Below are 23,878 nucleotides of genomic sequence, written 5' to 3'. Positions count from 1 at the left end.
GGTTAAAAAATTACAATCCGATCTCCACCCCAAAGATGAATGAGCGTGCCTGAGGATATCTTCCGGTATCTACACCATAAGAATTCATTCCTACTTCAGGATCAAATCCTGTATATTTCGTTATCGTAAACAGATTGTTGGTGGTTACATAAATTCTCACTTTGTTCACATCCAGCCTGCTGTACAGTTCTTTTGGTAATGAATACCCAACGGTAAGGTTTTTCAGTCTTAAATAAGACCCGTCTTCCACATAGAAATCTGATACTTTGGAATAGTTACCACTTGGGTCTCCGTGTACAAGTCTTGGAATATCCGTGTTTGTATTCTGAGGAGTCCATGCATTCAGGATATCTTTATCCATATTGTAGTTCTGTCCTGTTCCTCCTGGGTTTAAAGAAATAAATTTCATCCCGTTGAATATTTTATTTCCGTATACTCCCTGGAAGAATAAATTCAGATCAAAGTTTTTCCATGTCATGTTATAAGAGAATCCGTAGGAGAACTTAGGATATGGGCTTCCAAGGTTTACAAAGTCATTATTGTTAAGTACGCCCGTATTTCCTTCTTTCTTCAGGAATTTAATATCTCCCGGCTTTGCATTCGGCTGGATAAGATTTCCGTTAGCATCTTTATAGTTGTTGATTTCTTCCTGCGTTTGGAAAATACCTCCTGTCTTGTAACCATAGAAAGAATATAGAGGATCTCCCACTTTTACTCGGGTTGGTTTCAATACACCTCTTACTCCATTATCGTTGATAAAGATCTCATCCACATTGGCAAGCTGCTTCACCGTATTTTTTAGTTGACTAAAAGTTCCTCCTATTGAGAAAGTGAAATCATCCGAAATTATTTTGTTGTAATTGATTCCTAGTTCGTATCCTTTATCCTGGAACAATCCTGCATTTACATACTGATTGTTATACGTTGCTGTACTTGGTAAGCTTACATTGAAGATCTGATCTTTAGAATTCTTGACGAAATAATCAAACTGTAAGGAAAGGCTGTTGTGAAGGAAAGAAGCATCTACCCCGAAGTTAGTCTGTTCAGATTTCCCCCATTTCAGATCCGGGTTTGGACGTGTAGTTGCATAATAAGCAATATTTTGAGTAGGATCCTGTCCGAAAATCACATTATTATCTCTGGTCATTAATGGGTTAACAGCTTGTGGTGAAATCCCTCCAAGGTTACCCAGAATACCATAACTTCCTCTTAATTTCAGACTTGAAAGCCATGAAATATCCTGCATAAAGTTTTCTTTGGAAACCACCCACGCACCGGAAACAGCATAGTAATTAGCAAAACGGTTTTGTTTCGCTACCAGTGAAGAACCATCACGTCTGCCCAATACGCTTACAATGTATTTTCCGGCATAATCATAGTTCACTCTCGCTAGGTAAGAAACCAAAGACTGCTTGTATCGGTAACTGGAAACATCTTTATTGGTATCTGCAGCATTCTGAAGATGTTGAAACACCTCAGCCTCACTTCTAAAATCATAGGCTTTTGCTACAAAACCTTCATCAATGGTCTTCTGGAAAGTGAATCCTCCCAGGAAATCAAAATTATGTTTTCCGGCAGTAATTTTATAGGTAAGCAACTGCTCTGCAAGGGCTGTAGATGAATTGTTGGATTGATACTCTAAATTATTGGTATCAAAAATTTTCCCAACTTCCAATACTCTGTAGGTAAAGTTTTTTACATCACCCAGTTTAAAGGTCTGTGAGAAGTTGGAACGAAATTTTAAATCCTTAGCTAAAGTAATTTCCGCATAGGGATTGATCAAAATCTCATGAGTAGGATTTCTGATACTGATCCTTTTAAGATAAGCCACCGGGTTGATCATATCTCCGTAACCTCCTGCCACATCAATTGGTAATCCGGAAAAAGCTCCGCTTGGCGTGTACACCGGAACGTTCGGCGGATAATACATCGCAGCCACTAAAGCTCCTGTATAACCACTTTTGGTATCTGCTGTATTTCCATCAGAGTAATTATAATACATATTTTCTCCGATCGTTAACCAGTCTTTTACTTTATGTTCAGAATTGACTCTGAAATTGTATCGTTTTGCCTGTGTATTCAATAAAATCCCTTCCAGGTTTCTATGGTTCATTCCCACAAAATATCTGGATTTATCACTTCCTCCGCTTAAGTTGACATTGTATTCCTGAATAGTTCCTGTTCTGAAAATTTCTTTCATCCAGTCTGTTTTGGTAATTCTACCGTCTGGATATTGGTTAGGATTAAAAGCAATGGGTAAGCTTCCCAGTTTCCCGGCATTTTCATATGCTTTGTACATTACATCCTGAAATTCTGCTGCATTAAGAGATTCTTTTAGTCTCCATGCCTGGTTCACACCATATTTTACATCAAAGTCTACGGTAAGATTTCCTTTTTTCCCTCTTTTAGTGGTAATAAGGATAACCCCTCCAGAAGATCTTGCACCATAAATTGCGGCAGAAGCATCTTTAAGCACAGAAATATCCTGAATATCGTTTGGATTAATAGATGGTGTTCCGTTAAAAACCACTCCATCTACCACATAAAGAGGAGTTTCTCCGTTGATTCCTCCCAGACCACGAATATTTACCTTAGGTGCTCCGTTAGGATCTCCACCTTCGTTCACTACAGTTACTCCGGGAGCTTTACCCTGAAGAACTTCTCCTACACCAGACAATGATCTGGAAGTAAGCTTATCCAGTGAAGCCTCCGAAACAGCGCCGGAAACTTTACTTTTTTTCTGTGTTCCGTATCCAACAACAACAATCTCGTCAATGGATTTTTCTTTTAAGCTGTCTTTTTTCTGAGCGAGGAACATCGGTGACGCTGATATTGCACCAATAAGTAATACCCTACCCGTTAAATAAGTTACTGAGACAGGGATTTTAAATACATTCATGATCTCCTTTTTGATTAGGTGCAAAATTAGAACAGTCCGCTCCCACCCCTCATTAAGGTTTCCTTATGTTTTTATTAAGAAATTTTAGCTTTTTATAGAAGCCACATACCATATAATAAAATTAAAACACTGTATTTCAATAATATAAGTAATTAAAAGTAATCATTCCGTTAATATTACAGGCATGATTGAGATTAACTTTATTTTAAGTTTGCTATCAAAGGATGACAATAGATCAAGAAATCATTAAAATTATTTCAGGAATAATAAATAACTGAGTTCATTTTTCTTTTTTTACATTTGCTGAAAATAGATTTTACTTTTGAACACAGATCATTAAAACCGTCTGAATGGCATCAGAAGAAAAATAAAAACAATAAAATCAGACAAATTCAATGACCATCATTATTACAGGAACCTCATCAGGAATCGGGTTTGCATTGGCCGAATATTTTGGTAAAAAAGGACATAAAGTATACGGATTAAGCCGCAAGCATACAGAAAGTAAGTATTTCAAATCTATACCTACTGATGTAACCGATAACACCGCTGTTCAGAATGCTATCGCTGAGGTTTTAAAAACAGAATCCAGAATTGACGTTCTGATTAACAATGCCGGAATGGGAATGGTAGGAGCAGTAGAGGATTCTACGAAAGAAGATATTTTAAAATTGTTCAGCCTGAATCTTGCCGGACCTGTACAGATGATGAGCGCAGTTCTTCCTAAAATGCGTGAACATAAATTTGGAAAAATTATCAATGTTTCCAGTATCGGAAGTGAAATGGGACTTCCTTTCCGTGGATTTTACTCAGCTTCAAAGTCTGCTCTGGACAAAGTAACGGAAGCGATGAGGTATGAAGTATACCCATGGAATATTGAGGTATGTTCTCTGCATTTGGGAGATATTAAAACCAATATTGCCGATAACAGAGTGATAACACAGGTTTCCCAGCCTTATAAAAATGTTTTTGATAAAGTTTACGCTTTGATGAATTCTCATGTGAATGACGGAACCGATCCTTTGGAAGTTGCAGAATACATTGAAAAACTTTTAGCAAAAAATAAATGGAAAGCTCATTATTATTTTGGTAAATTCGGGCAGAAAATCGGAGTTCCTTTGAAATGGATTCTTCCACAGGGAACTTACGAGAATTTGATGAAGAAATATAATAAACTGGATAAAAATTAGTTGATTGAAAGGGCGCATTGTCATTCTGAACGGAATGCAATACAGTGAAGAATCTTTTGTACTGAAGATTTCTCAACTCCCTTCACATTCAGAATGATAAATTGAAATTACTTTTAAAAATATTTTTTGTACTGTTCTGCGTTTTTACACAAGCGCAGAAGAAGCAGTATTGGCTCATTGATACAGAAACCAAGGTCAGGAAAAAAATAAAAGATTCCACTTCTGCGGTAAAATTTCTGGATTCATTAGCTCAGAATAATTATTTCTTCACCAAGCTGAAAGAGGTAAAAGTAAAAGGTGACAGCACCGAAATTTTCTTTGATAAAGGCAAGAATTTTAATGAAACTTATGTAAACCTTACCGATTCTCTTGTTCAGAAGCTAAAGATTCAGAAAGATTTTTTTACTAAAAATTTAGATTCCACCAAGAAAAGCATCAACAAAACTTATATTGATGACGGGTATTCTTTCAGCAGAATCAAATCTAAATATAAAGGACAGAAAAACGGCTACCCAATCGTAGAACTCGACATCAACAAAAATGATAAAAGAACGATCAATAATTTTGTCGTTAAAGGATATGAAAAAGTTCCCAAAAGATTCATCAAAAACCTGGAAAAGGAATTTAAAGGCAAAAACTACGATGACAAAAACCTTTTAGCCATTAATAAAACGTTTCAGAGCCATCCGTTTCTGACTCTTGAACGGCAGCCACAAACCTTATTCACCAAAGACTCCACAAGCATTTTTCTGTTTCTGGAAAAGAAAAAGACGAATACTTTTGACGGGGTAATTGGTTTCGGGAACGACAAAAGCTCCAAGTTTACGTTAAATGGCACCATGAATGTCAATTTCAGGAATATGTTCAACGGTTTTGAAACCGTCAATTTATACTGGCAGCGAAACCCTGATAAAGGACAAAATTTTGATCTTCAGGTGGATATTCCGTACCTGTTCAAATCGAATGTCGGGATGAACGCAAAAGTGAATATTTACCGACAGGATTCTACATTCGCCAATGTAAAATTCCTTCCCGCTTTTTATTATCATATCAACAACCGAAACAAAATCGGTTTAAGAGGAACATTGGAAGCCTCTACTATTATTGATACCTTATATGTTCAGGGAAAAGACTACAACAAAAACGGGATCGGGATATGGTTTGAAATGACTGAACCTACTGATATCGATCTTTTCCTTTACAAAACAAGGATCAATGCGGGCTATGATTTTTTAACAACAACCTATTCTAAAGATAATATTAAAGCTACACAAAACCAGTTTTATTTCTTTGGAGAACACAATTATCATATCTCAGGAAATCACTTCCTGAACATTAAGGGAGAAGGAGCCATGATGGATTCTAAAATAGAGTTCTCTGCCAACGAATTATACCGTTTTGGGGGCTGGAATTCAATGCGGGGATTCAATGAAAACTCCCTCGCCGCCGACTTTTACTATTATGGAAGTCTGGAATACCGGTATCTGATTGGCAATCAAGCCTTTTTTGATCTCTTTGGGCAGTATGGACAGCTCAATAATAAGTCGTTGAATGTAAAACCCAAGCTCTACAGTGTCGGGCTCGGTTTCAATTTCTTCATTCCTATCGGTCTGATGAGTTTCCAGCTGTCTAATGGTAACAAGTTTGGAAATCCTTTTAAGTTTAATGATATTAAAATCCATTGGGGAATCCTGAGTAGATTTTAGAAAACAACAGATTCTATCCTACCATTTCAGCTTGCTACCTTATATTAATATCTATATATAATAAAGCAAAATCCCTTATACAAAGGACATTTTTCATTTTACCTTTCTATTAATTCTTCATGTTAAAAAATATTAAATCGTATTTTTATTTTAATACATCATTAAAACACAGGTAACAGTGCTCTGCTAAATTTGCCTTCAAAAAAAATGAAGAAAACTCTAGCTACTTTTGCCGTTTTTTTACTTCCTCTTTATTTTTCCGCACAGGAAATCAATATTTCCGGAAATGTAAAATCAGAAAACGGCTCCAGTGTTTCCGGTGTGAACGTCACCGACAAAAACACAGGAAAGACTGCTACTACAGATAATAATGGTAATTTCACCATTTCTGCAAACCCTAAAGACATTCTTGAATTTTTTGCTCCTGATTTTTCTGTTTATACCGTTGAGGTTTCTTCAAAAAAACAGTATTCCATTGTTTTAAAAAAACCAAACGAAAAACAGATTGAAGGGGTTGTCATTACCGCATTAGGTATTGCCAAGAAGAAAGAAAAAATTGGTTATGCTACACAGGAAGTGGGAACCAAACAGTTTGAAACCATCACCACTCCAAGTATTGGTAACTTATTTTCCGGACAGGTAGCCGGTCTGAATGTTTCCAATCCAACAGGAATGCAGCAGGCACCACAGTTTACCCTAAGAGGAAATTCAAATGTGGTTTTTGTGATTGATGGAGTGATTGTGGAAAGAGAAGTTTTCCAGAATTTAGATCCAAACAACATTGAGAATATCAACGTATTGAAAGGAGCCACCGCTTCTGCACTATATGGTTCCAGAGGCCGTTACGGAGCCGTTTTGATTACAACAAAATCAGCTAAGAAGAAAGGATTCTCCGTAGAATTTTCACAAAATACCATGATTACGGGAGGATTTACCAATCTTCAGAAAACACAGACTGAATACGGGAACGGATCTCACGGAAAATACGAATTCTGGGACGGGGCCGATGGCGGTGTGAATGACGGAGATATGATCTGGGGTCCAAAATTCGTTCCGGGTTTACAGATAGCCCAGTGGAACAGCCCTATCAGAGATAAAGTAACCGGACAGGTAGTGCCTTGGTATGGAGCTGTGACGGGAACTCAATATGATAATAAAGCAAGATATGAAAGAGTTCCGATTGACTGGAAATACCATGATAACTTAAGTACTTTCTTAAAACCTGCGGTTATCAACAACAATAATTTCGCTATCAGCTATAGAGATAATAAAGACATATACAGGTTTTCAGGAAACTTTATGAACTATGATGACAGAGTTCCGAATTCTTATCTTCAAAAATATGGACTCAACTTTTCGTCTGAAAATCATCTTGGAGAAAAGTTAATCTTTAATACGAAATTCAATTTCAACCAGGCTTTTACGCCTAATATTCCTAACTACGATTACAACCCAAGCGGACACATGTATACAATCCTAATTTGGATGGGAGGCGATGTAGACGGGAGAGCCCTGAAAAATCACATGTGGATTCCAGGGAAGGAAGGAACAGCACAAGCCAACTGGAACTATGCGTGGTACAACAACCCTTGGTTCGGATCCGAGTATTATAAAAATCAGAACAGAACGAATATCATCAATGCACAGACTAGTTTAGAGTATAAAGCTACCCAGGATCTTTCGGTAAAAGGGAAAATATCTCTTGTGGAAAACCATAGCAAAACAGAAATATTAAGTCCTTATTCTTATTTCAATTACAGTGCGCCAAGAAGTGGAGGTTATATTCTGAAAGATAACAAAACATGGAATCTTAACTATGATGTTCTGGCGACTTACAAGAAAAAGATATCCGAAAACTTTGATTTCACCATCAATGCCGGAGGTTCAGCTTTCTATTTCAAAAACAATAGCAATGAAAGATCTACGGACGGATTGAGAACTCCTGAAGTATATACATTTGAAAACTCAATCGGAGCGCTTAAAAACTATACCTATCTGAAGGAAAAACTTATTTATAGTGCTTATTCCACGATTGACATCGGATTGTATAATGCGTTTTTCATCAATGTTTCAGGACGTAATGACTGGTCTTCTACGCTTCCCAAAGCCAACAGATCTTACTTCTACCCTTCGGCATCCATCAGTGCCGTTATTTCAAATCTGGTAAAATTACCAGAGTCTATCAATATGCTGAAGCTTTCCGCTTCATGGGCGAAAGTGGCGTATGACTTCCAGCCTTATTCTATCAGAAATTATTATCTGAATAACCAGGGAATCACTTTCAACGGAAATCCTACCTATTATTATCCTACCACTCTGAATGTAGAAAACTCTCTGAAACCTGAGCAGACAAAATCTTATGAATTAGGATTAAGCGCAGGCTTCTTGAATAACAGAATTACTTTAGATGCCACTTATTTCAGAACACTTGATTATAATAATATTCTTCAGTTTCCAGCGGCAGAATCATCAGGATTCACGTCACAATATGTAAACGGAAATGAATATACCACCAAAGGATTTGAAGTTTCTCTTGGTTTGGTTCCGGTAAAAACGGCCGATTTCAGTTGGAAAACTTTGATCAACTGGAGTACTTATGAACAAAAACTGACTTCCATTTATGATAATATGCCCAACTATCAAAACATTAAGTTGGGTGAAAGAATGGACAGCTATTACGATTATACATGGCAAAAATCTCCGGACGGAAAAGTAATTCTTGATGCCAATTCAGGAATGCCAACGAGAGCCAATACGCCAAGCAACTTAGGACATTTCAATCCGGACTGGACTTTCGGTTTCAACAATACCTTTAAATACAAAAAATTCACTTTAAACATCGGAATTGACGGAAGCATCGGAGGCGTGATGAGGTCGCAGGTTGTTGAAAAAATGTGGTGGGGAGGAAAACATCCTAATTCTGTAGCGTACAGAGATCTTGAATATGCCAATCCAGGAAAATATTATTTCGTTCCGGACGGCGTTAACTACAATCCAGCCACAGGTCTTTATACACCACACACGAAGGCTATCAGCTTCCAGGACTGGGCACAGAACTATCCATATCAGGCAAGGGTAACGCAGGATGAAAGTGAAGAGTTTGCAAACGTTTTTGACAGAACCTTCGTTAAGCTGAGATCTGTAGTATTAGAATATGATTTCTCTTCATTATTGAATCCTAAAGGAATGGTGAAAGGTTTCACCGCCAATATTTCAGCCTATAACTTAGCAATGTGGAAAAAATCTAAGAACCTGTACTCTGATCCTGATTTCCAGATCAGATCAGGAAGAAAGGAAGATATTGCCAATGATATTCAGGATCCATCCAGCAGATGGTTCGGAATCGGATTTAATCTTAAGTTTTAACTAAAAAGTACGTCAAGACAATGAAAAATAATATCAATAATGCAAAAGGGCAACAAGGTAAAACAGCAAAGTGGCTGATGAAATCTCTATTTGCTGCAGGACTTCTGACATTGGCTTCATGTGAAACCAGCCTTGATACTATCAATGAGAACCCCAATGACCAAGCCAGCGTTGATCCTAAAAACCTTCTGACTTACGTTGAAAAATACACGTTTCAGGTAAATGGTGATAATATGTATGCTTCAAGAATGATGATTGGTACCGATGGTGAGAATTCTTATCAGTATATGAAATGGAATGACACCTCATTTGAAGTGTATACAAAAGGACTCCTGAATACTGGAAAAATGATGCAGGAAGCAGAGAAAAGAGGAAATAAAAATTATCTGGCCATCGGAAAGTTTTTAAGAGCTTATCATTTTTTCAATATCAGTTTAAAAGTAGGAAGCGCTCCCTATTCCGAAGCGGCAAAAGGAGAATCTGGTATTACCCAGCCTAAATATGATACACAGGAAGCTGTAATGTCCGGAATTTTATCAGAATTAAAAGAAGCAAATGATCTTATTAATACCAATGACAAAATTGAAGGCGATATTGTGTACAACGGAGATGCTTTGAAGTGGAAAAAACTGATCAATTCTTTCCGTCTGAAAATTCTGATCACTTTATCTAAGAAAACGACAGTAGGAAATTATAATATTGCCACAGAATTTGCTTCTATCGCAGGAAGCCAGTCTTTGATGACTTCTATTGCGGATAACGGTGAGCTTAAGTTTGCTGACGCTGCAGACAGCAGATATTCGATGTTTAACAACAGTGGATATGGTTCCAGTTTATATATGGCGGATTATTTCATTAATATGTTCAAAGACAGACATGATCCACGTTTATTCACTTTTGCAGCACAGACTACCGGAGCTAAAGAGGCAGGAAAAGCCATCACAGATTTTACAGCCTACAACGGAGGAAATCCTACTTCTCCCTATTCTGACAATGCTGCTTTGATCACGGCTAAGAATATCTCTAAAGTAAATGACCGTTTTTATAAAGATCCTACCAATGAACCAGCTTCCGTATTAAGCTACTCAGAACTTGAGTTTATCCTTGCTGAAGCCACTGCAAGAGGCTGGATTTCAGGGTCTGCAAAAACCCATTATGACAATGCCATCAAAGCAAGTTTCAATTTTTATCAGACTTATGTAAAAAATCAGGGACAATATTTCTCAGGATTTGATGTGAATCAGTATCTGGCAACGTCTTTGGTTGTTTATAATAATACTGATCCTTTACAGACACAGCTGGAAAAAATCATGACTCAAAAATACATGACCATGTTCCATCAGGCACAATGGACTTCTTATTATGACTATTTAAGAACCGGATATCCAAACTATCCCCTGAAAACCGGAGTGGCAGCTCCTTTCAGATTCAGATATCCACAGTCAGAATACAGTTATAACAGCAGCAATTTAAAAGCCGCTCTGGCTGCCCAGTATGGTGGAAATGACAACATCAATTCTAAACCTTGGTGGCTGCAATAAAAATCTGATTATTTTTATATAAAACAAAGAAATCGCAGGAAAATCCTATTAACTTGCGGTTTCTTTCTTATTACGATTGAACATGAAAAGAAGAGAATTTTTAGAGAAATCAAGTCTTTTATTAGCTGGATTAGGAACATCAAGTGTTCTGCACCCTTCCATTTTAAAAGCGTTGGCCATTGATCCTGTTGCCCAGTCTACATTTTATGATGCAGAGCATGTGGTAATTCTGATGCAGGAAAACCGTTCATTTGATCATGCATTCGGTGCGCTTAAAGGAGTGAGAGGTTTTTTAGACAAAAGAGCATTTGTAAAACAGGATGGGCATTCCGTTTTCTTTCAAAAGAATGATGACGGAAAATATGCATCTCCTGCCCGACTGGATTTGAGAAATACAAAATCTACCTGGATGAGCTCACTGCCTCATTCATGGGCAGATCAGCAAAAAGCACTGAACAAAGGAAAATATGACCAATGGCTTCAGGCTAAAGCTTCAGGAAATAAAGATTACAAAAATATTCCGCTGACATTAGGATATTATAACCGTGAAGACCTTCCGTTTTATTATCAGCTGGCAGATGCATTTACCATATTCGATCAGTATTTCTGTTCTTCACTTACCGGGACTACTCCAAACAGACTGTTTCTTTGGTCCGGAACGTTGAGAGAGCAGCAAAACGGAAAAGTAAAGGCCAATGTTGTGAATGAAAATATTGATTATGACAAAGCAAAACAGGCCAAATGGAAAAGCTTCCCGGAGATTTTAGAACAGCAGAATGTTTCATGGAGAATTTATCAGAATGAAATCAGTCTTCCAAAAGGAATGTCCGGAGAACAGGAAGCGTGGTTGAGTAATTTTACTGATAATCCTATCGAATGGTTTTCAAAATTCAACGTTAAATTTTCAAAAGGGTATTATCAGAATATTCCTAATATCATAGCGTATCTGAAACAGGAAATTGAAAAAAATCCTAACCAGAAACAAAGACTGGAAAGCATGCTCGCTGAAGTTCAGGAAGATCAGGTAAAATATCATCCAGACAATTATTCAAAACTTTCAAAAGAGGAAAAAAACCTTCATGAAAAAGCTTTCACTACCAATGTAAATGACCCGGATTATTGGAAACTGGAAATCGGAAAGGATGAAAACGGAGAAAGACTGGTTGTTCCTGAAGGAGATGTACTGTTCCAGTTCAGAAAAGATGTAGAAGAGAAAAAACTTCCGCTGGTTTCCTGGCTGGTAGCTCCTGAACATTTCTCAGACCACCCGGGATCACCATGGTATGGTGCATGGTATATCTCTGAGGTTTTGAATATTCTGACCAAAGACCCTGAAACCTGGAAAAAAACAATATTCATCATCAATTACGATGAAAACGACGGATATTTTGATCATGTACTGCCTTTCGCACCACCAGTGAATCCGAGTCAGCCCGTTGATATGAACGGAAAAGAAGGAGTGGAATATGTAGACCAATCCCAGGAATATATGTCGAATCCTTCTTTAAAAAATTATGAAAAAATTGAAGGAACGGTTGGATTAGGTTACAGAGTTCCCATGATTATTGCTTCCCCATGGACAAAAGGAGGTTTTGTAAATTCCGAAGTATCAGATCACACTTCCGTGCTGCAGTTCCTGGAGAATTTCATCATGAAAAAATATAAGAAAAATGTTCATGTTGACAATATCAGTGACTGGAGAAGAGCAGTATGCGGAGATCTTACGTCTGCCTTTAATTCTTCCAGTGTAAAAGCTCCACAGATGAATTATCTGGATCAGAAAGAGTATGCTAAAACCATCAATGCAGCTAAAAATAAACCTGTTCCGGATCTGAAATGGTATTCTGAAAATGATCTTAACGGTAATTTACTTGAGATTCAGGAAAGAGGTTTGAAACCATCCAATCCACTTCCATATCATTTCCATGTCAATTTAGAAGGTGGGCAGATTAAAATGACCAATTTAAAAGAGAATGGAGTTCCATTATTAATCTATGACAGAACTCAATTCAACAGTACTCTTTATCATTTTTCATATGCTCTATATTCAAAACAAGAACTATCCCATGCTGTGCATTCTGGAGCCTATGATTACGAAATTTTCGGTCCCAATGGCTTTTTCAGGAAATTCAAAGGAAATAATAATGCTGAAACAGAGGTGATTTTGACAAATATCATTTCAAAAAACCAGGTTGAACTGACCATTAGAAATCCTAAAAAGGAAAATATTTCCATAAGCCTGGAAGATCTTTACACAAAAAATAAAAAAACAATTTCTGTACAAAAAACGGAAGAAAAAATAATTATCGATCTTGATAAATATAAAGGCTGGTATGATTTGAAATTAATGCTAAATGATCGTCTGTGGCACTTTGCAGGAAGAATTGAGACCGGAAAGGTTTCGGTTTCTGATCCGCACTGGGCGTAGAGAATACTTATAAAATTGATAAAATCCTGTACTTTAAAACGTGCAGGATTTTTTTGACTTATTCTATTAAAGAATACTTCAATTATAATGTATTACATAATGTAAATAATCATTAATATAAAAATTATAATATATTTTTTTCAAAGTATACTGAATTTTATTATATTCACTTAACTAATTATTTACATCATGAAAAAATTAAATTTAACGATTGCCATGTCTTTATTTGCGTTTGCTCTATCCGGAAATCTGAGCGCGCAAGACCTCGCGACAGATAACCATACGGTTACCATTTCTATTCCCGAAGTTGCTTTGGTAGATATTGAACCATCAGCTACTAAAAATATTACTCTTGGGTTTACAGCGCCTACTGAAGCAGGAAATCCTATCGTTCCAGCAACAGCCAACACTACTTTATGGCTTAATTATTCGTCCATTAAATCTGTTGCAGATCCTACCCGTAATATAAGTGTAACAATGAATGCTGTCATTCCCGGAGTTGATCTTCAGGTAACAGCAGCAGGACCTACGGGAGCAGGAGCAGGAACATTGGGAGCATCTACAGGTCTGTTGACATTAAGTGCTGCCAACCAGACTATCATTTCAGGAATCGGAAGTGCTTATACAGGAAATGGTGCCAATAACGGTCACAATCTTACCTATGCACTTGCTGCAGGAAGTGGTCCTGGAGGTGTAGCAGCGTACGCAGATTTACAGGCAACAGCCACTGTTACAACTACCGTTACTTATACAATATCAGATAATTAGAATTTAACCAAAATTCTTTTCTACCTGTCAAAAACAAGAAGAAGCTGACATTCAGTTTCTTCCTGGTTTTGTATTATTAATGATTAACTCCAAACTTTAAATAATGATGATGATAAAGCGTATTCTTCTTTTGATCACCCTGATTTTGCAGTTCAGCTTTTTACATGCCGGTATTGTGATTCTCAACGGGCTTACGCATTCTTATAAAATAGAAAACGGAAAGGTTTATAAAGGAAAAGTTGCCATTGAAAACACAGGCAGTAATCCTCAAAGTGTAAAAATATTTTTACAGGATTTTTCTTACCATGCTGACGGAACCATCAATTATTCTGCTTTGCGTACAAATAAGCGTACCAATGGGGAATGGATTAAACTCAATACCAATCTGATCACTCTGAAAGGTAAAGAAAAGACAGAGGTCTTCTATGAGATTACTGTTCCCAATGAAGCCATGGATCCCGGAAGCTATTGGAGCGTCATTATTGTAGAGCCGGTAGAGGATATCAAACCCAGCGACAGTAAGGTGGGAGTGAACATCACTTCTATTATACGGTACGCTATCCAGATCATTACAGATATTGAAACAGAAAAGGCCAAACCGGATCTTAAGTTTGAAAGTGTAAAAGTAGAAAAGCTGGAGGGAAAGCAAACCGTGAAGATTGCCGTAGCCAATAATGGTAATCTTTACTGCAAACCGACAACAGCCATTGAAATTTATAATCGTAAAACCGGTGAAAAAATAGGAACGTATTCAAGTTTAACAATGGGACTGCTTCCTGACACCTCCAAAACGTTTTACATTGATATCAGTAAAATACCGCCGGACAAATACAGAGCGGCTATAATTGCTACAGATGAAGAGGAGAATGCATTTGCACTCAATGTGGAATTAGAAGTAAAAAATGATTAGAATTTGGACTTTATTTATTATCCTATTATTATTCCCGATATTTATTTTTTCTCAGCAGCAATCTAATGGATTGTCCAGTAAAAAAGATAGTATATTACCGGGAATGTCAACTTCTATTCCTTTCACATTAGATAATAATTCGGATGAAAACAGGATTTATGAGATATCAGTCACGACTTCAAGTCCCTCTATTATTCCCATTTTAGCAAAAGGAGAATTTAAGATTGCTGCCCATGAAACTTCGGCTTATCTGGTACCCTTACGAATTGCAACAGAAACAAGCCAGGGCAATTATTCTGTAACATTGAATATTATAGACCGTAACAACGGCATTTCCTTTACAAAAACATCAAAAATAACAGTTTCAGGGAACAGAAATATTTCTCTTACGGCTCTGAATTCACCTGAGTACGTAAGGGCTGGAGAAACAATCCGGGCTGCTTTTCTTTTAAAAAACAATGGTAATATAACGGAGGATATTCATCTTGAAAGTAAAAATGCCATCCTTGATAATGAATCCTCATTAGTATTAGAACCCAATGAGTCAAAGATCATTACGATACACAAAATAACCAACCCTGAACTCAGTCAAAATGAATTTCAGAACCTTAATCTTTCGGTATATTCAAAAGGGAACCTTAAGGAAGCGCAAAGCGTTTATGTAAGTACTCAGATTATATCCGTAAAACCATCTGAAAACGATATTTATCACAGACTTCCTGTTGCCCTTTCATTATCTTTTGTCGGAATGCAGAATATGGGGGTTTATAATGATGGCTTTCAGGGAGAAATTTACGGAAAAGGAACGCTGGACAAAGACAATAAAAACCAGATCGAATTTCGGGCAGTTACCCACAATCCTGTAGATCTCAATACATTTACCCAATATGAGGAATATTTTGTGAATTATAAGCGGGATAATTTCTTTATTCATCTTGGTGATAAAACGTATTCTTCATCTTATTTAACAGAGTTTGCAAGATATGGCCGCGGGGCAGAAATCCGGTATGATTTTAATAAAGTGAGCCTGGGCGGTTTCTATAATCATCCCAGGTTTTTCAGAGATATTAAGGATGAATTTAATATTTACTCTGCCTTCAAAATCAGAAAAGAATCAGAACTTTCGGTCGGATACCTTTACAAAACTCCAAGAAAGGAGGAGATCCGATACGGAGATTTAAGATTGGATTCTGAAGCTCATCTTCCTTATGCCAAAGGAAAATTCAAGATATCAAGGAATATTAATATTTCCGGAGAATTAGCCTACAGTGCTACCAAAAAAACGGATGGAACAGCTTATATGCTTCAGGCTGATGCTATTTTCGAAAAGTTCAACGGAAGTTTAATGTACGTAAAAGCAAGTCCTGAATTTGCAGGATATTTTACGAATACAAATACCTTTAACGGAAACGTTAACTACAAAATTTCCAGAAAGCTCAGTGCTTTTGTCAACTATACACAGGATGCTAAAAATTTCCAGAGAGACACCCTGTTTTTAGCTGCTCCTTACAGACAGTATCTGCAATATGGAGTACAATATAAATATCTCTCAAATGGTTCTGTGATCCTTAATAGCGGGTATCAAAAATATCAGGATCGTCTGGAGCCCAGACAGTTTGATTACTATGAACTTTTTTTCAAGGTGAGTATTGATCAGCAGGTAGGAATGTTTCAAGTGAATCTTGAAGGGCAGTTTGGTAAAACAGACAATTATCTGACTGGGTTTAGCGGTAATTCAAGTTTTTATTCTGCTAATCTTTCATTTCAAAAATTCAGAACCTATTTTAATGTATTCGGAAGCTATGCCATCAGCTCAAGATATCAGCTGCAGAATCAGAAACAGCTTTATTACGGAGCAAGAATTTACAGCCGATTTTCTGATAAGACTACTTTAAGTATTTTTTATCAGAACAATTATATGCCGGAAGAATATTTTAAAGACAGAAATTTATTTGAACTTCTTTTCCACCAGCAGCTATTTCCCGGAAATGAAATTGATCTTTCCGGCAGATATTCATTACAGAGAGGAGAGATTGGGGATAAAGATTTTATATTTTCCATGCGCTATACATGGCGTCCCAATGTTCCGGTACAGAAAACGGCTGAATATATTTCGCTGTCCGGAAATATCAGTAATCTTGGGATAAAAAAGACAGAAGGAGTAAGATTAATGCTTGGAAGTTATCTGTCCGTTACCGATCAGGAAGGAAATTATTTATTCAAAAATGTGATTCCTGGAAATTATTTTCTGGAAATTGACCGTTCAACAACAGAGATCAATGATATTCCCACGCTGGCGTTTCCGGCAGCCCTTTCTCTGAGTAATAAGGACAATATTTTTAATTTCGGGTTAACAACGGCTGCCAATGTTCAGGGGCATATTCAGTTTGTAGAAACAGAAGATAAAGATCAGACAGCCCTATCTGAATTACTTGCTAAAAAAGAGAAAAAGAAAAAAGAAAGTATTATTATAGAAACTACGGGTAAAGACCAGACCTATCGTAAAATATGTTTTATAGGTGAAGATTTTGATTTTACTTATCTAAGGCCCGGAGACTGGACTGTTAAAGTCTATCGCAACGGTCTTGATAAACGTTATAAAGTCTTGAACGATAAATTCCAGTTTACCCTAAAGCCTTCAGAAACAAAAAAATTGAGTATTCATGTTGTCAAGCAGCAAATAGAAATAAAATACCAGCAGGAATCCTTAAAGGTAGGATATAATGAAATAAAAAAGAAGAAATGATTTTGATCCGTTCGCTATTGTTATTAGTGTCTTTTATCTTGTCAGGAGTTCTATACTCCCAGACTACGGTCACCATGACTTTACCTACCGTAACTTTAATGGATATTGAGCCTACAGGAAATTTTACGCTCAATTTTACAGCCCCTACTGAAGCAGGAAATGCGCTTGGTAATCCAACTCCCAATACTTCGAAATGGGTCAACTATACATCTGCAATTGCACCCGGCGGGCTTACCAGAAAAATTACAGCATCAGTAAATAAAGTTATTGCAGGAGTTAATATAAGATTACAGGCTGCTGCCGCTTCCGGAGCAGGAGGAGGAACATTGGGAACTTCTGCAGGACAGGTTACCCTTACCACGACTCCTGTCACAATTATTAGTGGCATTGGAGGTGCTTTTACAGGAAATGGGGCCAATAATGGCCATAATCTCACTATTTCTCTAACAACTAATACGTATGCTAATTTATTGGCACAGGCTAATACAGCTGTTGTAATTGTCTACACCATCACAGAATAAAATTGAAAAATGAAAATTAACAGCCACTTTTTCAGGGAAATCAGCTTAAAAAAATATCTATGTATTATTCCTTTAATAATCAGCAGTTATTTGGCGGGGCAAACAATAACTGTAGGCGGAAGTAATTGGACTGTAAGTGTACCCACTATTACGGAAGCTGGAACAAACTATGCGGGAACTTATCAGAGTGCTACTAATTTAATAACATTGTCTGGTAATTTGCCAGGATCATTTCTAAACCTTCTTACCAGTGGTGCTGCCAGAGTAAGTGTACACCATACCCCTACAACATGGAATAGCAATCTTCACCTTTATGCCAAAAGAAGTGGTGGAAGTACAAGTATAAGTGGACTTTGTGTTCTCTGCACAGCAACAATAAACGGAGGTACAACTTATACAGAAATACCACAAGCTGTAGCTACCGCATTTTTTACCATCAATTTTACCGGAGTTTTGGGACTAGGTAACAGCGTATCATACACAGGCATTAATGCACAGTTGCAAATAAGCGGAGTTTCTGTAATCGTGCCCGCAACAACTTATAGTACACAGGTGGTTTTCACAATTGGAGCAAATTAAAAATACTTCAAAGCGATCCAGATATTTATCGTAATTAATTCAACAATCCATCTAAAGATATATTCAGTCAATTTGTATCAATAAAAAACAATCCTTTTCTGATTTTGAAAAGGATTATTTTTTATTGTATTTAAAATTAATTAATGTTTGGCCCACCAAAGAGGAGTCAGTACAGCATCTGTACCCCCAAGTAATTGTACCGCTTTATCATATCCAGGCTGATCTGTATTTCTGAAAGTACTTGGATATCTTAATCTCTGAGGGAAATTCTGAATAGAATTCGTCATATAATTCCCTGAGCTCAGATTAGGAAGGTTGGCCAATGGAGTTTCGATGGCAGGGTTTTCAAAAAACGGCAGCCCAAGTCTTCTCTGATCATTCCAGGATTCTAACGGTAACCAAGGCGTATTGGCAATATATTTCTGGGTAATAATCTTTGTCAGTTTATCATTCTTTACCGATCCATTTTTATAAATCGTATTTACAGGATATTTAATGTCTACAGAAACTAAGTTCCCGCTTACAGGATCTTTATATTTCATTGTATGGCTTACTCCCGGCTCTGTAATATGACTGTAAGACACAGAAGTACCATCACGGTTATAATCCGTAGAAGCAATATATTGACCATAGAATTGTGAAACTCCATTATAAACAAAGCTTTCCTGAATTCCTTTATTATAGGCAGCTTCATCACTCATTGGAACTGCCCAGCCTTTCAATGCAGCTTCCGCCAAAAGGAAATAAGTTTCCCAGCTTGCAAAAAATATTCTTGCATTCGTACTTTCCCGATACTGCTTACCCAAAGCCGGCATACATCCTACTACATTTCTCAAGCCGTTTCTCTGTCCTTTTGCCCCCCAATTTCCAATGGTATAGGCATTCCAGGTATTTACCGTGTTTATTGTTATTTTAGAATTATCTTCAAACGTAAGATCTCCATGATTGGTAGTTGCCTGATTGGTATACGTTGGATACAATGAGTAAACCGGGCTTGTAAGATCCCCCGGAATATAAAACGTTTTATATGCTCTCGGATCTATTTTATTGGGTAGTCCGTCCAACCAATATCCTGCACTTGGATCATTGGTCATTGTAGTGAACTGTTGGTCATATTTTATACCAATATAGTCAGATGCTTTTACCTGCGTATGTTGAGCTCCCGGTAATTGGTCTGTGGAATTGACTCCTCCTAAACCAATGTATACATTATTAAGGGTTGCTGATAAGATCTGGGAATTCCATTCTCTTGACATTACACCTGTTAAGGCATCCCATCCTGATTTTTCAGCCACTTTAAAATTATCTGCACTTGTAGCTATAAACGTATTTGAATTAGCCGCTGCTTCAAATTCTGTTTTTGCTTTTGCGGGATCTACTTCTGCAATTCTCATAGCAATTCTCATTCTCATAGAGTTGGCATACTTTACCCACTGAGTCCAGTTAAAACCATACACCATATCATAGGCATTAGCATTTGATGGTACTCCTTGGGTGGTGTCCATTTTTGCAATGGCATCTTTTAATTCTTCCAAAATAAAATAATACACTTCTTTTTCAGAATTGAAAGTAGGATTCGTTCCCTGAAAAGCCTGAATAGGTTGAGGTCCGAAATTATCCGAAAATTCACTCATTAAATAAGCTCTCCAGATTCTGGAAATCTGAATGATATTGTCATAATAAGGTTTTCCTTGTCCGGCCGCCTTTTTTTCATTAGCCAATTGAATAGCCGCATTCGCGTTATTCAGCCATTCTGATACGTATTTCCAATATTCGGAAGTCCAGGAATCGTCATAAGTTCCACCCGCAATTCCTGTTGATAAATGCTGTCTTGCTGCTGTTTTCCAGTATAAAACAAAAACACGTTCTGCAATATTAGGATCTTGCTGAGCACCGAGAATTGAGTTATTTAAGAAATATTCAGGTTCTGCTTTATTAGCGTCTACGGCAAACGGGTTATTATTGATGTCTTCAAAATCATTGCATGAAGTACATAGTAAACCGATAGTAAATAATGATAAGATATATTTTTTCATTGTTTCAGTTGTTAATTAAAAGCCTAAAGTGATTGTAAATAGATAAGATCTTGAAGTGGGAAAAGCAAGGTTTTCAAATCCTGTAGCATTAGAATTTATTGCGAATACAGATTCCGGATCAATTCCTTTTGCTTTACTATAGATCATCCATACGTTATTTGCCGTAAAAGCAACCTTAGCACTCTGTAAGGCTAATTTTTGGAAAATACTTTTAGGAAAATTATAGGTCAGCTGAATATTTCTTAAACGAATATTGGTAGCATCATAAATGTTTTGTTCTGTAATTCCTAAATTTCCAGCTGTTACAGCTCCCCAATAATCCTGTTGAGTAATTTCTTTGGTATTTGCTGTATAACCGCCATTTCCCTCCACTACTGCATCTAAAATCATATTATCACGTTTTCCTCCGGGCGCAGTATCTGCAGCAAGTCCATTCGCTTGTAATGCAGCTTGCGTTGCGGAGAAAAATTTACCTCCGATTCTTCCGTCAATTAAAAATGAAAGTCCAATATTTTTATATACAAAACTGTTTGTGAAACCAAACAAAGCTCTCGGAGTTTGATCTCCAAGATAATATTGATCAGAAGTAGCCCGCGGTAATCCGTTTTGATCCACAATCAGTTTCCCGTAATGAGGACTGCTGGCATCTTCTACTCTTAAAAATTTCGTCCCATAAATGGCTCCGTAAGGTTTTCCTACTTCCGCGAAGAATGCAACGTTATCAAAACCTGATAAAGGATATTTTGAAATATTTCCATCAATTTTATCGATGTTGCTTTTTAAAGTTGAAAAATTGGCATTGACATTCCATACAAAACTTTCCTTCTTAAAGATATCCGTATTCAATACAAATTCAAACCCTTTATTATGCAGCCCTCCTGAATTAATTTTCTTTTTCTCATATCCTGAAAGAGGATTTATTGGTAAATCTATCAGCTGCTCTGTTGCATTATTACTGAAATAACTTATATCTAAAGAGACTCTGTCAAAAAACTTCATATCTGCCCCGATTTCAAAACTTTTAAGCTTCTCAGCATGAAGATTTGAATTAAAAAGAATTTTATTTCTTGTAAGCACTATATGGCCGCTTGGATCTGTGGAAGCGGTATAGGTATTATATAACTGTTGGGGTGGTAAAGAATTTCCTGTAACTGCGTAAGCCGCACGAAGCTTAGCAAATGTTAAGGCATTTAGAGTTGTACCATTTAATTTCTTTAACATATCTGTTAAAACTAATGAAGTGCTCACAGAAGAATAAAAATAAGATCTGTTATCAATATTCAAAGTAGAAGACCAATCATTTCTTGCCGTAGCATTCAAAAACCAATATCCGTCATAATTAATTTCAGCAGCAGCAAATACTGAATTAATTTTTTTCCACATATCAACTTCAGTCGTCGTAACAGAAGCAAGGTCACTCGTATTAGATGTGCTGAAAACATTAGCCAGAATAAGATTTTGTGTGGAAAAATATAGGGCCTTATCCCTGCTTTCCATCATCTGCCCATAAACGGAAAGCGATCCACCCCATTTGTCAACAATATTATCTTTTTTAGCATTAAGACTTACGATATAATTATTTTCATAAAACTTTTCCTGACCGGTGGAGTAAGAATTATTACGGCTAGACCCCGTCCAAACCCTTGCATCAGTATTTAAAGAATAGAAATCTGTTCCTAGCCTTACATCTGCGCTCAGCCAATTATTAAATTGATATTTAAGATAACCGTTTAATAGAAATCTATCCTTTTTATCAGCATTCAATGCATTATAAGCTGTCCAATAAGGATTAATTCCATTTGAGGTTATCCAGCGTGACTTCACTTCATTTTGCATTTGCCCCTCACGATAATCCCTTACATCAACATTTTGAGGCATTAAAAGGATTGATGGATAGTAATTTCCATCACCTCGTCCTGCAGATGGTCTATTTGTACCTTTAACGCTCATATATTGAGCTTTCATCTCAGTTGTCCATCTTTTATTAGCTCCAAAATTAGAATTCATTTTTGCCATAAAATTGAACCTTTCATATTTTGAATTCGGAATCTGGCTATTACTGTTTAAATAATTAGCAGATGTGTACAAGCTTGATCCTTCGCCTAAGTTCTCCTGGAAGCTCAGGGTATGCTGCGCATTAGTTCCTGTTTTAAAAAAGTTTTTTAAGTTATCATGAACCGTCATATTTGAACCGTCAAAAGCAGGTCCCCAGGAAGTTGTATTGTCAACCCCTTGTGGATTGGGCAAACCATTACTTCCTTGAGCAAAGCTATGCTGCAAATCAGGTTTCATAAAAATATTTTCAAAACCTAAGCTTGTAGAATATGTAATTCCTAACCCTCCCTTTCTTTTACCAGTTTTTGTAGTAATCAAGATAACTCCGTTTCCACCTCTGGAACCGTAAAGAGCAGAAGCAGCACCACCTTTTAAAACGGAAAGACTTTCAATGTCATCCGGATTGATATCACTTAAACCATTTCCCATATCAAGATCCGGATTCCAGAAATCATTGTTAGAGTCTTTTCCATTCTGCTTAACCTTTGACCCTAAGCTATTACTTAACGGAACTCCATCCACTACAATAAGCGGCTGATTATCTCCGGTAAAAGAATTAAACCCCCGCAGGTTAATCTTGGAAGAAGAACCTGGTCCAAAACCTCCTTTAATGACTTGCAATCCGGCCACCTTTCCTACTAATGCATTGGTCATGTTATTTTCTTTAGCATCAACAAGGGTTTGGCCTTTTACGTCCTGGAAAGAATATCCAAGCGCTTTTTTTTCTTTTTTTACACCATAAGCTGTAACAACTACTTCATCAATCTTTGACGCTTTAGTTGAATCGCTTTGTGCATACAATCCACCGAAAAAGAATAAGGATTGGAGCAGTCCAACCTTAAAAATGGTTTTTTTCATAAAAATTAGATTTGGTATATACTTAATAATATCACAAGATATTTCAACAAATAAACGTAATTCTTATTAAATTAATACACAATCATTAATTATTTATGCTAAATACATCAATAAGACTAACACCATCATTCTAATATTTTTTTAATCAATACCTATTAAGTCATTACTATGTATTGAAAGCTTTTGATACTTAAGTGATTGAGTAAATTCAATTAGCTTATAGCCCAAGCTTAGTACTTCTTGGCATTGAATTGAAGAAAAAGATAAAATAGAAT

The 23,878-nt window shown here is 36.8% G+C and carries 13 protein-coding genes; 10 read left to right on the top strand and 3 right to left on the bottom strand.

What is annotated here, in order from left to right; all coding sequences use genetic code 11:
- Positions 1-10: 10 nt before the first annotated feature.
- Positions 11-2,899 (bottom strand): TonB-dependent receptor, encoded by a 2,889-nt coding sequence (locus tag GFU89_RS05835; protein WP_318846263.1) that lies wholly within the window; start codon positions 2,897-2,899, stop codon positions 11-13.
- Between the two features lie 395 nt (positions 2,900-3,294).
- Here GFU89_RS05835 and GFU89_RS05830 point away from each other — a divergent pair, with 395 nt between their 5' ends.
- The 10 genes from GFU89_RS05830 to GFU89_RS05785 all read left to right on the top strand — a co-directional run bounded on the left by GFU89_RS05830 (position 3,295) and on the right by GFU89_RS05785 (position 18,654).
- Complete coding sequence (locus GFU89_RS05830; RefSeq protein ID WP_318846262.1) at positions 3,295-4,089, top strand: SDR family oxidoreductase; 795 nt, start codon at positions 3,295-3,297, stop codon at positions 4,087-4,089.
- 101 nt (positions 4,090-4,190) lie between these two features.
- Positions 4,191-5,795: a hypothetical protein gene (locus tag GFU89_RS05825; RefSeq protein ID WP_318846261.1), complete on the top strand. Its 1,605-nt coding sequence runs from the start codon at positions 4,191-4,193 to the stop codon at positions 5,793-5,795.
- 207 nt (positions 5,796-6,002) lie between these two features.
- A complete protein-coding gene (locus tag GFU89_RS05820; RefSeq protein ID WP_318846260.1) occupies positions 6,003-9,161 on the top strand; it encodes a SusC/RagA family TonB-linked outer membrane protein in 3,159 nt (1,052 codons plus the stop codon).
- Between the two features lie 20 nt (positions 9,162-9,181).
- On the top strand, positions 9,182-10,702 hold the full coding sequence (locus tag GFU89_RS05815) for a SusD/RagB family nutrient-binding outer membrane lipoprotein (protein ID WP_318846259.1): 1,521 nt from the start codon (positions 9,182-9,184) through the stop codon (positions 10,700-10,702).
- Positions 10,703-10,784: 82 nt separating this feature from the next.
- Positions 10,785-13,130: a phosphocholine-specific phospholipase C gene (locus tag GFU89_RS05810; RefSeq protein WP_318846258.1), complete on the top strand. Its 2,346-nt coding sequence runs from the start codon at positions 10,785-10,787 to the stop codon at positions 13,128-13,130.
- A 189-nt stretch (positions 13,131-13,319) separates the two neighbouring features.
- The gene (locus GFU89_RS05805) at positions 13,320-13,898 is read left to right on the top strand and encodes a hypothetical protein (protein ID WP_318846257.1); all 579 of its coding nucleotides are present in this window, start codon (positions 13,320-13,322) and stop codon (positions 13,896-13,898) included.
- A 103-nt stretch (positions 13,899-14,001) separates the two neighbouring features.
- Positions 14,002-14,808, top strand: a complete 807-nt coding sequence (locus tag GFU89_RS05800) for a WxL protein host-binding domain-containing protein (RefSeq protein WP_318846256.1) — start codon at positions 14,002-14,004, stop codon at positions 14,806-14,808.
- Positions 14,801-17,554 (top strand): hypothetical protein, encoded by a 2,754-nt coding sequence (locus tag GFU89_RS05795; RefSeq protein ID WP_318846255.1) that lies wholly within the window; start codon positions 14,801-14,803, stop codon positions 17,552-17,554. Before GFU89_RS05800 ends, GFU89_RS05795 begins: the two co-directional genes overlap by 8 nt.
- The gene (locus GFU89_RS05790) at positions 17,551-18,075 is read left to right on the top strand and encodes a hypothetical protein (protein ID WP_318846254.1); all 525 of its coding nucleotides are present in this window, start codon (positions 17,551-17,553) and stop codon (positions 18,073-18,075) included. The genes GFU89_RS05795 and GFU89_RS05790 overlap by 4 nt, the downstream gene beginning before the upstream one ends.
- Before the next feature lie 9 nt (positions 18,076-18,084).
- Positions 18,085-18,654: a hypothetical protein gene (locus tag GFU89_RS05785; RefSeq protein WP_318846253.1), complete on the top strand. Its 570-nt coding sequence runs from the start codon at positions 18,085-18,087 to the stop codon at positions 18,652-18,654.
- Positions 18,655-18,794: 140 nt separating this feature from the next.
- Here the strand turns inward: GFU89_RS05785 and GFU89_RS05780 are convergent, their stop codons facing one another.
- Both GFU89_RS05780 and GFU89_RS05775 read right to left on the bottom strand, forming a co-directional pair.
- Positions 18,795-20,690 carry a SusD/RagB family nutrient-binding outer membrane lipoprotein gene (locus GFU89_RS05780; RefSeq protein ID WP_318846252.1) on the bottom strand — a complete coding sequence of 632 codons (1,896 nt, stop codon included), beginning with the start codon at positions 20,688-20,690 and terminating at the stop codon, positions 18,795-18,797.
- 15 nt (positions 20,691-20,705) lie between these two features.
- Positions 20,706-23,603 (bottom strand): SusC/RagA family TonB-linked outer membrane protein, encoded by a 2,898-nt coding sequence (locus GFU89_RS05775; RefSeq protein ID WP_318846251.1) that lies wholly within the window; start codon positions 23,601-23,603, stop codon positions 20,706-20,708.
- Between the last annotated feature and the right edge of the window lie 275 nt (positions 23,604-23,878).

The sequence above is a fragment of the Chryseobacterium sp. JV558 genome (assembly GCF_033712365.1).
GTDB lineage: Bacteria > Bacteroidota > Bacteroidia > Flavobacteriales > Weeksellaceae > Chryseobacterium.
Note: the sequence above shows the minus strand (reverse complement) of the source record. Positions and strands in the feature narration are given on the sequence as shown.